The following is a 12,805-nucleotide window of genomic DNA, read 5'->3' on the forward strand; positions in this document are numbered from 1 at the left end:
AAATTGATGATGAGAATAGGTATCATTGGCGGTGGAGCGATTGGGCTTTTACTCGCTGCTTATTTGTCGCCATATTTTGAAGTGACCGTTTATACGCGGCGGCAAGAGCAAGCTGATCGCTTAAACGAGCAACAATTGCGCTTATGCAAACAAGGGAGGGAACAACGTATCCGTGTTCGTGCCGCGTTGTTTGGGGCGGAAAAGGTACAAGCAGACGTATTATTTATTACGGTGAAACAATATCATCTGTCCGACGTGCTCTCGCAGTTAACAAACGTGCCTTCTACGACAACGTTATTATTTTTGCAAAACGGAATGAACCATCTTCGGCTATTGTCCCAATGGAAAGAGCGGAACATTGTATTAGGAGTCGTTGAACACGGAGCGCTTAAACATGATGATTGTACAGTTGAACATACAGGGATAGGAAAAATGACGCTTTCTCTGTTTCAAGGAACGCTCGGACAAGCAGAAAAGCTATTAGATGGAAAAATTCCTTATTTTCCGATTGAATATACAGACGATTGGCAGACGATGTTAACGGACAAATTAGTCGTCAATGCAGTCATTAATCCGTTGACGACCATTTTGCGCATTCAAAATGGCGAACTGATCCGCATCCAAGAATATACAGAAATGATGAAACAATTGTTTGCCGAAGTGTGCGACTCGTTGGCGTTATCGAATAGAGAAAGCGCATGGCATCGCATTGTAGCCATTTGCGAAAAAACAGCAGCGAATCGGTCGTCGATGCTATCAGACATCGAGCATAGGCGAAAGACGGAAGTAGAAGCGATTTTAGGCTATGTGCTTGAGGAAGGAAAAAAAAGAGGAGTAGCAACCTCGCTTTGTCAGTTTTTATTTTATGCGGTGAAAGGAATGGAGAAGCATGGGTAACGTTGTTGCACATATAACTGCAGCGTTTGTGACAATTCCATTATTGGCGTTTTTTGTTGTCTATTTCATCGCAAGAAAATGGACACGGAAAAAGAAAAAATCGTTTTATGTGGCGATTAATGTGTCGACGTTCTTTTTTATTGTAGCTGTCCATTTTTTCATCGTGGCGATTTGGGGAAAATCGTATTTTCCGGTCATGCTGATTAGTTTGCTTTTACTTCACTTAGTATTTGTTATTGGCTATTGGAAGAAAAAAGGGGACATACATATTCCAACGATTTTCCGCCTATTTTGGCGATTTAGTTTTCTTTTATTTTTCTTTCTTTATGTAGGATTGCTTAGTTACGGTATTTTCGTGCGCGTGACGAATCTGTAAGCGCATATTTTTTCATTTTTAGGTGGAAGCGTGGTATAATCAGGCAAGAATATTATGACTGAGAAAGGAAGTTTTTTTCGATGGAGATAGGGGAAATCGCTTTAGGGGCAACGAACCCGCTAGCCACTGACTACATGGCGGGAACGTTTCCAATCGAAAAAGGGTTTTCATACAACTTAAAAACGAGCGATTTGTTTCGACAAAGAGTGCGTGACATTCGCGAACGACTATATCCGCGGCAATTACTTGTCGACCACTTGCTTACGTATCATAAAACGTTGCAAGCAAGCGAAGAAACGTTTGCAAACATTCAAAAACTAGCGAATCCGGAAAGTGTCGTTGTCATCGGTGGACAGCAAGCCGGGCTGTTGACTGGTCCTCTCTACACGATTTATAAAATAATATCAATTATTCAGCTTGCGAAAGAACAAGAAGAAAAGCTCGGTGTACCGGTGATCCCGGTCTTTTGGATTGCTGGGGAAGATCACGATATTGCCGAAATTGACCACGTATACATTGCGGAAAACGGAACGATTCAAAAACGAACGTATCCGCATGGCATTCGGGAGAAACGCATGGCTTCAGAATGTGTCATCGACCGAGCATTGTGTAAAAAATGGGTAAGAGAAGTTGTAGAAACATACGGAGAAACGGAGACGACGAATGATCTGCTTCGCTTTTTCGATGATTGCTTAGAGCAAGCAGCGACGTTTGTCGATTTTTTTGCCGCGATTGTGTTGCGGTTGTTTGCCAAAGAAGGATTAGTAGTGGTGGATGCTGCTCATCGAGAATTACGAACGATGGAAAGTGAATTTTTTGCCTCGCTCATTAAACGTCATCAAGACGTGACGAACGCGGTGCTTTTACAGCAAGAGCGACTAGCCGAACTAGGGTATCAAAAGGCGCTTATGATCCACTCATCGTGTGCCAATCTTTTTTATTACGACGGAAAAGAACGATGGTTGCTAGAGTATGAGGAAGGAAAGTTCTGCAACAAAAAAGGCGGCATTCAGTTTTCGCAAGATGAACTATTATTGCTGGCACAAACAGAACCATACAAATTAAGCAACAACGTCGTAACCCGTCCGCTGATGCAAGAGTTTTTATTTCCGACGCTTGCCTTTATTGCTGGTCCGGGAGAAATTGCATATTGGGCGGAGCTGAAAGAAACGTTTCCGCTGTTTGGCTACACGATGCCACCAGTCATTCCACGCTTTACTGTCACATTAGTCGAGCGCTCGATTCAAACGGATTTGCAAGAATTAGGACTGACGGTAGAACAAGTATTGCAAGGAAAAATGGATGTAGCGAAAGCAGAATGGAGAAATCGGCAAATCAACTATCCGCTCGATGAAATGATTATAACGGCAAAAGCGAAAATCGAAGAGGTTCATCGACCGTTGCGAGAAATCGGCATGGAAATCGATCGCGGGCTAGCGAATGTTTTGACGAAAAATGCCGCTTTCCTTCAGGCACAAATCGATTTCCTTCACCAAACGTTGCAACGAGCGATTGAGAAAAAATATGACGTAGAGTGGAGAAAGTTTGCCCGTCTCGAGACGTCGTTATGGCCGAATAAAGCGCCTCAGGAGCGGGTTTGGAACGTTTTCTATTATATCAATAAATACGGGTTTGATTTTCTGCCTCGCCTCATGCAACGTCGTTATGAATGGAACAATTTGCATAAAATTGTATATATATAACAGAAAACGTCGAACGAAAAAATCCTGTGTTTTACAGGATTTTTTTTTGGAAAAGAGAATAGTACAGAAAGAATATAATCGTGGAAATAAAAGTAAAATAAATGTTCGGTTTGACCGATGGAATCATTAGACGAAAAGCGACAAAATAAAACAGAACAAGACGATTTTTTACAGAAAACACCTAAAAATTTGTTTGATTTTGTTGTATAATAAATGAACAGCACACATAGAAGGAGAGACAACATGACAAAAGGTGGTGAGACGGTGTTTCAACACACGACAGTCTTATTAAAAGAAACGGTAGATGGATTGCAAATAAAGCCTAACGGCGTTTACGTTGATTGTACACTTGGTGGCGGAGGGCATAGCGAATATTTGCTTTCAAAGCTTTCTAACGGGCGATTGTTTGCCTTTGACCAAGATGAGATAGCAATTGCTCATGCAAAACAAAAACTAGCACGCTACGAGCAGCAAGTGACGTTCATTAAAAGCAATTTTCGCTTTTTAGCCGCAAAACTAGCGGAATATGGCGTTTATGAAGTGGACGGCATTTTGTTTGACCTCGGTGTTTCTTCGCCGCAATTAGATACACCAGAACGCGGTTTCAGCTATCATCACGATGCGCCGCTCGATATGCGAATGAATCGCGACGAGCCGTTAACGGCATACGATATTGTCAATACGTGGCCATATGAGAAGCTCGTACATATTTTCTTTCATTACGGAGAAGAAAAGTTTTCAAAACAAGTAGCTCGAAAAATTGAAGCTGCACGAAAACAAAAACCGATCGACACGACGGGAGAACTCGTCGAATTGATTAAAGAAGCGATTCCAGCGCCAGCCCGAAGAAGCGGTGGACATCCAGCAAAGCGGATTTTTCAGGCGATTCGAATTGCGGTGAACGATGAACTGCAGGCGTTTCAAGAGGCGATTCAGCAAGCCATTGATTTATTAGCACCGGGAGGGAGAATTAGCGTTATTACGTTCCATTCTTTAGAAGACCGCATTTGCAAAGTAGCTTTTAAAGAAGCAAGTGAAGGACCAAAGTTGCCTCCGGGGTTGCCGATGATTCCTGAACAATACAAACCAAAATTAAAACTTATTACGAAAAAACCGATCGTTCCATCGGAAACGGAACTCGCGACAAACAACCGCGCTCGCTCTGCCAAGTTGCGCATCGCGGAAAAATTGTAGGAGAAGGAGGGAAAGATGTGAGCAATACAGCAGTTAAAATTCAAGAGAAACAGCGTCAACAGCCATCTGTTCGTCCGAAAGTTAAACGGAAACGGAAATTCCGTTTGACGTTAGCAGAGAAGCTTCTTTTCGTTTCGTTCTTTTTATTCGCTGTGTATGCATCGATTCAAATCGTTTCTAACCAAGTTTCTATTTATCAAGTAAATAAACATATTCAACAACTAGAAGGGGCGATTGACGAGCAAAAAAAACATAACAACGATTTATACGTCGAAGTCCAGCAATTAAGCACGTATGAGCGCATTTTAGAAAAGGCGAAGGAACTAGGGTTATCGTTAAACGAAAATAACGTAAAAGTTGTACAGGAATGATGGGCGATGAGTGAGAAAAAGCATAAAAATACGCATAAAGGAGCAGTCATTCTGTTTGTGATATTTGGTCTGCTCTTTTTTGTGTTAATGTTTCGGTTTGTGCAAATTCAAGCAACTGGCAAGGCAGATGGGAAAGTGCTGGCGATTGAAGCGGAAAGACAATACGAAAAACAACAAACGCTTGCCGCGAAGCGAGGAGCGATTCTCGATCGGAATGGAGAAGTATTAGCAGAAGATACACCGTCTTATACGCTAATGGCGGTGCTTGACCCGAAAATGACGATCGACCCAAATGATCCGAAGCACGTCGTCGATCCGGAGCGAACAGCAGAAAAACTTGCCCCCCTTTTACATATGGATGTTCATGACGTGGAACGTATTTTAACAAAAAAGGCAAAGCAAGTAGAGTTTGGGTTGCATGGCCGTGATATTAGCTATGAATTGAAACAAAAAATTGAAGCATTAAAACTTCCAGGCATCGGATTTATTCGGGATACGAAGCGATTTTATCCGAACGGGACGTTTGCTTCGTATGTCGTTGGGTATGCACAAAAACAAGAAGTAAGTAGTGAAAAAACGGAAACCGTTGGTATGATGGGGATTGAGAAAAGTTTAGACCGTTATTTGCAAGAAAAAAATGGATACGTCGTCTTTGAACGTGATAAAGATGGTTTTCGGCTACCAGATACGAAAGAAAAAATCGTTCCACCGGATAATGGAGATGAAGTGTATTTAACAATCGACCAAAAAATTCAAACGTTTTTAGAAGATGCGATGAATCAAGTGGAAAAACAGTACGAGCCGAAAAAAATTATTGCGATTGTTGCTAATCCGAAAACAGGCGAAATTTTAGCGATGGGGACACGACCAAGCTTCGACCCAAACAAACGCAACATTACGAACTATTTAAATGACGCCATTTCATACCCTTACGAACCAGGCTCGACGATGAAAATGTTTACGCTCGCCGCAGCCATTAACGAAGGAGTGTATAACGGCAATGAACTGTATCGTTCCGGTTCTTATCGAGTCGGAGCAAATGTCATTCGCGACCATAACAAAGTAGGATGGGGAACGATTACGTTTAACGAAGGGGTCCAGCGTTCCTCTAACGTAGCTTTTGCGAAATTAGTGAAAGAAAAATTGGGCGAAGACCGCTTTTTGCAATATTTATACCGGTTTCACTTTAATGTGAAAACAGGCATTGATTTGCCTGGGGAAGCGCTTGGCAATATTTTGTATCGCTATCCGATTGAAAAGTTAACGACGGCATTTGGACAAGGAACGTCCATAACCCCAATTCAGCAAATTCAAGCGGCAACAGCGATTGCGAACGGTGGGAAAATGATGAAGCCGTATGTGGTCGACCGCATTGTCGACCCGGATACGAATAAAGTAGTTGTGCAACACCACCCAGAAGTGGTCGGTGAACCGATTACAAAAGAAACGGCGCAAAAAGTACTAGATATATTAGAAACGGTTGTAACGTCGGAGAAAGGGACGGGGCGTCCGTACCAAATTGAAGGATACCGAGTGGCTGGGAAGACAGGGACTGCGCAAATTCCTTCCCCGAAAGGCGGCTATTTAACTGGTTATGAAAACTACATTTTTTCGTTTTTAGGAATGGCGCCGAAAGAAAATCCGCAACTATTAATGTACGTTGCTGTTCAACAACCGAAATTGTCCCCGACGGAAACGGGGTCAGCCCCTGTTTCGCTCATTTTTAATACGGTAATGAAAAACAGTTTACAATATTTAAACATTCGTCCTTCCGCTGAAAAACAAGAGAAATCGGTTGATAACAAAGGAATTGAATTGCCATCCTATGTTGGGCAAACGGTCGATGCGACAGTGAAAGATGCGAAAGCAAGAGGGCTATTGCCTGTTGTAATTGGCGGCGGGACAGAGGTAGAAGTACAGCTTCCAATGGCAGGAGAAAAAATAATGAGCGGCGAACGAATTCTTTTGAAAACAAATGGAACAGTGAACATGCCAGATTTGCGGGGCTGGTCGTTGCGTGATGCGCTAAAAGTGGCTGAATTGCTTGGTTTGAAACCGAGCGTCAAAGGAAGCGGGTACGTTGTAGCACAAAGCATTCAACCGCGAAGCAGTGTGAGAGAAGGGGATTATGTCATTTTAGAGCTAGCGGAACCATCGAAATGGCAAGAGAAAGTTACTCAAGAACAAACATCACAAACGAACAAAGAGGATAAAGGCCCTGTCGATTAAAGGGAAAAGCGGGGGACGTTCTATAAAAACAAGTACAAGCATATAGTGGAACGAGCCTATTTATAAGGGAGGTTCCATTTATATGCGCGTGTCTAACGTAATGGTGCGCAAACGGCTTGCCATCGTACTGTTTATTGGGGTGCTTATTTTTGCGATTATCGATATTCGGTTAGGGTATGTGCAGTTAATTCTTGGGGATGTGCTTGCCCAAAAAGCGAAAGACTCGTGGAGTCGTAACATTCCGTTTGAGCCGAAACGGGGAGAGATTTTAGATCGAAATGGTGTCCCGTTGGCGACGAACATGAGCGCTCCAACCGTGTACGTCATGCCGAGACAAGTGGAAAATCCGGCCGATACAGCAAAAAAGCTAGCAGAGGCACTCAACATGTCGGTGGAAGAAGTATATCAGTACATTACGAAACAAACGCTCATCGTACGTATTCCACAAGGAAGAAAAATTTCGAACGAGAAAGCAAAAGAAATTCGTTCCCTTGATTTAAAAGGGGTATATATTGCGGAAGATACGAAACGATATTATCCATTTGGGAGTTACTTGTCGCATGTGCTTGGATTTACTGGGATTGATAATCAAGGATTAACAGGGTTAGAGTTATATTATGACAAAGAGTTGAAGGGGCAAAAAGGCTCGGTCGAGTTTTACTCGGATGCAAAAGGGAAGCGAATGCCCAACTTAGCCGATCATTACACCCCACCAACGGATGGGTTAAATTTAAAATTAACGATTGATTCGCGTATTCAGACGATTGTCGAACGGGAACTAGATATTGCTGAAGCAACATATCATCCGGACGGGATGATTGCCATTGCCATGGATCCAAATACAGGAGAAATATTAGCGATGTCAAGCCGTCCAACGTTCGACCCAGCAAACTATCGCAACGTCCCAGCCGAAATTTACAATCGTAATTTGCCAGTATGGAGCACATATGAGCCAGGGTCGACGTTTAAAATTATTACGCTAGCAGCCGCGCTTGAAGAGAAAAAAGTCAATTTATTAAAAGATCATTTTTACGATCCGGGATATGTGAAAGTGGCTGGAGCAACGTTACGGTGCTGGAAAAAAGGTGGACACGGAAGCGAAACATTTTTAGAAGTCGTGCAAAACTCATGCAACCCTGGGTTTGTTGAGTTAGGAGAGCGGCTAGGGAAAGAAAAGCTGTTTCATTATATTAAATCGTTCGGGTTCGGTGCAAAAACGGGCATTGACTTGCAAGGGGAAGGAACAGGGATTTTATTCGATACAAAGCGGGTTGGACCTGTGGAATTAGCAACGACTGCGTTCGGCCAAGGGGTTTCCGTGACACCAATTCAGCAAGTAGCAGCCGTGGCAGCAACAATTAACGGTGGAATATTGTACACCCCATATATCGCGAAAGAATGGGTCGACCCAGAAACAGGGGAAGTCATTAGCCGTAATACCCCGAAAGCGAAGCGACGTGTTATTTCCGAGGAAACGTCAAAGCAAGTTCGGTTTGCATTAGAAAGCGTTGTGGCACAAGGAACAGGGAAAGGGGCATTTGTGGAAGGATACCGCGTCGGCGGAAAAACGGGAACGGCACAAAAAGCACAAGGGGGCCGCTATTTAAAAGATAACTATATTGTGTCGTTTATTGGTTTTGCTCCAGCGGACGATCCGAAATTAGTTGTTTATGTAGCGGTCGACCATCCGAAAGGAACAGTGCAATTTGGCGGGGTCGTAGCAGCACCAATTGTCGGAAAAATTATGGAAGACAGCTTGCGTACACTTGGGGTCAAACCACGCCAAGGACAATTGGAAAAAGAGCGGGCATGGAACGAACCGAAAATGGTCGAAGTTCCGGATTTAGAAGGTTTAACAAAAAAAGACTTGCAAGAGCAGCTTTTTAACTTAAAATTAGATGTTAGTGGCGATGGCGAAGTCGTCATTGACCAAGCACCGAAAGCAGGCGTCAAAGTAGAGGAAGGGTCAACGATTCGCATTTTGTTAGGACCGAAAGCGAGCGGCGAAACTAGTCGCAATCAATAAGGGGCTTCCAACCCCTTCTTTTCCGTTTTTGTAGGGATTGCTTCTCCGGAAAAGAGAACTTTCATGAGAGGGATGAACATGATGAAGTTACAAACATTGCTTTCTTATTTGCATGATTTTACGATATATAGTGGAGAAAATCCGACGATTACGTCAATTGAAATGGATTCGCGAAAGGTAACAAAAGGCGCGTTATTTATTTGTATTAAAGGATTTACGGTGGACGGGCATGCGTTTGCTTCGCAAGCCGTTGCAAACGGAGCAGTAGCGGTGATTGCTGAACGCCCTGTCGATGTTCCCGTTCCTGTCGTTCTCGTTCGCGACAGCAAGCGAGCAATGGCGGTATTAGCGGATGCGTTTTACGGGCAACCGACGCATAAGCTGCACTTAATCGGGGTTACAGGAACAAACGGAAAAACGACGACAACGCATCTCATCGAACAAATTTTTCGCAAAGCCGAGAAGAAAACAGGATTAATCGGTACGCTCTACACAAAAATCGGCGATGAAACGTACGACGTGCAAAACACAACTCCAGAATCGCTCGTACTCCAACAAACGTTTAAGCAAATGGTTGATGCCGGTGTCGATGTGGCGATGATGGAAGTGTCGTCCCATGCGCTTCATATGGGGCGCGTCCATGGCTGTGATTATGATGTGGCGGTATTTACGAATTTAACGCAAGACCATTTAGACTATCATCACACGATGGAAGAGTATCGGTTGGCAAAAGGGCTTTTGTTTGCGCAGCTTGGCAACCGCTTTGATCATACGCGTCCGAAATTCGCTATATTGAACAACGATGATTCGGCTTCTGAACAATATAAACGAATGACTGCCGCTACGATTATTACGTACGGAATAGAAACGAAAAGCGACATTATGGCGAAAGCGATTGACATCACACCTAGCGGGATGGTGTTTACGATCGTGACACCGACAGAAGAAACGCAAATACAAACAAAGCTCATCGGGCGGTTCAACGTATATAATATATTAGCGGCAACTGCTGCTTGCCTTGCCTCAGGCGTTTCGCTGTCAACGATTGTGGAAGCGATAGGGGAGATCCAAGGGGTACCTGGTCGGTTTGAAACAGTCGATGAAGGGCAAAACTTTACAGTAATCGTTGACTATGCCCATACGCCAGATAGCTTAGAAAATGTATTAAAAACGATTCGCCAGTTTGCTAAGCGCAATATATATGTCGTCGTTGGCTGCGGTGGCGACCGCGACCGCACGAAACGTCCGTTAATGGCGAAAATTGCCGTCCAACATGCGGATGTGGCGATCTTTACTTCGGATAATCCTCGCTCTGAGCAACCAGAAGCGATTTTGCAAGACATGGAAGACGGGGTAAGAGGTGAGTCGTACGTGTCGATCGTCGACCGAAAAGAAGCGATTCGCTATGCCATTCAGCAGGCGCAAGCAGGTGACGTTATTTTAATCGCAGGAAAAGGGCATGAAACGTACCAAATTATCGGAGAACAAGTGTTGCACTTTGATGACCGACTTGTTGCCCGCGAAGCGATAAAGGAGCGCGAGGGGTCATGTTAGCGGGGAGTTGCCATCATATTGCGAAAAATGGCACATATGATATATCGTTAATAAGAACGACCATGGCATATATGGTTCCGTGCTCAAAGGAAAGAAGGAAGTGAATCATCATGACAGAACAAGTAATACTCATTTCAATTGTAACAGCATTTTTTATTACGGTCGTACTATCCCCACTTTTCATTCCGTTTTTGCGGAGGTTAAAATTTGGGCAAAGTATTCGAGAAGAAGGACCGAAATCCCATCAAAAAAAATCTGGGACGCCAACGATGGGCGGAATCATGATTTTGTTGTCGATTGTCGTCACGACATGGTTGATGACGAAAAAGTATTCGCATCTCACAGTAGAAACGTATTTGCTTTTATTTGTGACGATTGGATACGGACTGCTCGGTTTTCTTGACGATTTTATTAAAGTGGTGATGAAGCGGAACCTTGGCTTAACGAGCAAACAAAAACTAGTAGGACAATTAATCATCGCTGTTATTTTTTATTTTGTGTATCGTCAAGAGCAATTTTCAACGGTGCTACATATTCCAGGGACGAACGTGTCGTTCGATTTAGGTATTGGCTACCTTCTGTTAATGCTTGTGATGCTTGTCGGCGGCTCTAATGCGGTCAATTTAACCGACGGGCTTGACGGGTTGTTATCGGGAACAGCGGCGATTGCGTTTGGTGCTTACGCTGTATTGGCATGGAATCAACAACAGTACGATGTGGCGATTTTCAGCGTTGCCGTTGTTGGCGCAGTGCTTGGCTTTCTCGTTTTTAACGCTCATCCTGCGAAAGTGTTTATGGGGGATACGGGGTCGCTAGCGTTAGGGGGAGCAATTGCAACAGTGGCAATGCTGACAAAGTTAGAATTGTTGCTCGTCATTATTGGCGGGGTGTTTGTCATCGAAACGTTATCAGTGATTATTCAAGTCATTTCATTTAAAACAACAGGAAAACGAGTATTTCGCATGAGTCCGCTTCACCATCATTATGAACTAATTGGTTGGTCGGAATGGCGGGTCGTCGTCACTTTTTGGGCGGTTGGCTTGCTGTTTGCGATACTCGGAATCTATATCGAGGTGTGGATGTAATTGAAACATGTAACAACGTATCAAGGAAAACGTGTACTTGTTGTTGGGTTAGCAAAAAGTGGATTAGCCGCAGCGCAACTGCTTCACCAGCTTGGGGCAATTGTAGCTGTCAATGACCAAAAGCCGAAAGAAGAAAACGAAGCGGCACAAACGTTAGAACAGAAAGGCATTCGTGTCGTCTGTGGAGGGCACCCGCTTGAGTTGCTCGATGAACCGTTCGATTTGCTTGTCAAAAATCCAGGAATTCCATACACAAACCCGCTCATCGTCAAAGCGATGGAAAAAGGGCTGCCGATTATCACCGAAGTAGAACTTGCCTACGAAATTAGCGAAGCACCGTTTATCGGTATTACTGGTTCGAATGGCAAAACGACAACGACGACGTTAATTTATGAAATGCTAAAAGAAGGAAAGAAGCAACCGCTCATTGCTGGGAACATCGGGGCGGTTGCTTGTGAAGTAGCCCAAACAGCTGCTGAAGACAATTGGATCGTCACGGAGCTTTCTTCGTTCCAACTAATGGGCATCCAAACATTTCGTCCGCACATCGCGGTGTTATTAAACCTATTCGATGCACATTTAGATTATCACGGAACGAAAGAAGCATACGCACAGGCGAAAGGAAATTTATTTAAAAATCAAACGGAAAGCGACTATGCAGTAGTGAATGCGGACGATGAATGGGTAAGGAAGCTAGCGGATTTATCGCAGGCGAAAAAAATATGGTTTTCCGCGACAACGCCGTTGTCGTCCGGTGCTTATGTTTGCGAGAACGCCCTTTATTGGGACGAGGAAAAAATAATAAATCTATCCGATATTGCTTTACCTGGGAAGCATAATGTGGAAAATATTTTAGCTGCGTTGTCTGTGGCGAAGCTAGTTGGTGTAGATAATGAGGCAATTGTTCGTGTGTTGACGTCGTTTACTGGCGTCAAACATCGCCTGCAATATGTGGGAACGGTGGCTGGAAGAAAGTTTTTTAACGACTCAAAAGCAACGAATATATTAGCAACACAAAAAGCGCTAGCGGCGTTTACTAGTCAGCCGGTCATCCTTTTGGCTGGTGGATTAGATCGCGGCAATGAATTCGATGCCCTTATTCCATATTTGCGTCATGTAAAAGCGATCGTTTTATTTGGTCAAACGGCACCGAAATTAGAAAGGGTTGCGAAAGAAGCAGGAATAGAAACGATTTGTCATGTCGATAATGTGGAAAAAGCTGTGCCCGTTGCTTACGAACTATCTGCGCCTGGTGATGTCATTTTGTTGTCGCCAGCTTGTGCAAGTTGGGATCAATACAAAACTTTTGAGCAGCGAGGGGACATTTTTGTCCAAGCGGTGCATATGCTGAAATAGACAAACCGTTCATA

10 protein-coding genes are annotated in these 12,805 nt (G+C 43.8%); all 10 read left to right on the top strand.

Annotated features, from left to right (window positions below):
• The first annotated feature begins 9 nt into the window (after positions 1–9).
• Positions 10–897 (top strand): 2-dehydropantoate 2-reductase, encoded by an 888-nt coding sequence (locus tag GGR02_RS01405; RefSeq protein ID WP_183182978.1) that lies wholly within the window; start codon positions 10–12, stop codon positions 895–897.
• The gene (locus GGR02_RS01410; RefSeq protein ID WP_183182979.1) at positions 890–1,273 is read left to right on the top strand and encodes a DUF3397 domain-containing protein; all 384 of its coding nucleotides are present in this window, start codon (positions 890–892) and stop codon (positions 1,271–1,273) included. Before GGR02_RS01405 ends, GGR02_RS01410 begins: the two co-directional genes overlap by 8 nt.
• An 80-nt stretch (positions 1,274–1,353) precedes the next feature.
• Complete coding sequence (gene bshC, locus GGR02_RS01415) at positions 1,354–2,976, top strand: bacillithiol biosynthesis cysteine-adding enzyme BshC (protein ID WP_183182980.1); 1,623 nt, start codon at positions 1,354–1,356, stop codon at positions 2,974–2,976.
• A gap of 264 nt (positions 2,977–3,240) precedes the next feature.
• Positions 3,241–4,170 (top strand): 16S rRNA (cytosine(1402)-N(4))-methyltransferase RsmH, encoded by a 930-nt coding sequence (gene rsmH / locus GGR02_RS01420; protein WP_183183148.1) that lies wholly within the window; start codon positions 3,241–3,243, stop codon positions 4,168–4,170.
• Between the two features lie 17 nt (positions 4,171–4,187).
• On the top strand, positions 4,188–4,541 hold the full coding sequence (gene ftsL / locus GGR02_RS01425) for a cell division protein FtsL (protein WP_183182981.1): 354 nt from the start codon (positions 4,188–4,190) through the stop codon (positions 4,539–4,541).
• A 6-nt stretch (positions 4,542–4,547) separates the two neighbouring features.
• Positions 4,548–6,770: a penicillin-binding protein gene (locus GGR02_RS01430; RefSeq protein ID WP_183182982.1), complete on the top strand. Its 2,223-nt coding sequence runs from the start codon at positions 4,548–4,550 to the stop codon at positions 6,768–6,770.
• 82 nt (positions 6,771–6,852) lie between these two features.
• Positions 6,853–8,796, top strand: coding sequence for a stage V sporulation protein D (locus tag GGR02_RS01435; protein ID WP_183182983.1), 1,944 nt, complete (start codon positions 6,853–6,855; stop codon positions 8,794–8,796).
• 81 nt (positions 8,797–8,877) lie between these two features.
• A complete protein-coding gene (locus GGR02_RS01440; RefSeq protein WP_183183149.1) occupies positions 8,878–10,350 on the top strand; it encodes a UDP-N-acetylmuramoyl-L-alanyl-D-glutamate--2,6-diaminopimelate ligase in 1,473 nt (490 codons plus the stop codon).
• A 110-nt stretch (positions 10,351–10,460) separates the two neighbouring features.
• Entirely contained in the window at positions 10,461–11,435 is a 975-nt protein-coding gene (gene mraY / locus GGR02_RS01445; protein ID WP_183182984.1) for a phospho-N-acetylmuramoyl-pentapeptide-transferase, read from the top strand.
• Positions 11,436–12,791, top strand: coding sequence for a UDP-N-acetylmuramoyl-L-alanine--D-glutamate ligase (gene murD / locus GGR02_RS01450; protein ID WP_183182985.1), 1,356 nt, complete (start codon positions 11,436–11,438; stop codon positions 12,789–12,791).
• Positions 12,792–12,805: the final 14 nt, after the last annotated feature.

Source organism: Anoxybacteroides voinovskiense (assembly GCF_014196205.1).
Lineage (GTDB): Bacteria > Bacillota > Bacilli > Bacillales > Anoxybacillaceae > Anoxybacteroides > Anoxybacteroides voinovskiense.

Coding starts and splice junctions, on each gene's coding strand:
- GGR02_RS01430 (WP_183182982.1), top strand. CDS start 4,548: ATGAGTGAGAAAAAGCATAAAAATACGCATAAAGGAGCAGTCATTCTG.
- mraY (WP_183182984.1), top strand. CDS start 10,461: ATGACAGAACAAGTAATACTCATTTCAATTGTAACAGCATTTTTTATT.
- GGR02_RS01405 (WP_183182978.1), top strand. CDS start 10: ATGAGAATAGGTATCATTGGCGGTGGAGCGATTGGGCTTTTACTCGCT.
- GGR02_RS01440 (WP_183183149.1), top strand. CDS start 8,878: ATGAAGTTACAAACATTGCTTTCTTATTTGCATGATTTTACGATATAT.
- GGR02_RS01410 (WP_183182979.1), top strand. CDS start 890: ATGGGTAACGTTGTTGCACATATAACTGCAGCGTTTGTGACAATTCCA.
- GGR02_RS01435 (WP_183182983.1), top strand. CDS start 6,853: ATGCGCGTGTCTAACGTAATGGTGCGCAAACGGCTTGCCATCGTACTG.
- bshC (WP_183182980.1), top strand. CDS start 1,354: ATGGAGATAGGGGAAATCGCTTTAGGGGCAACGAACCCGCTAGCCACT.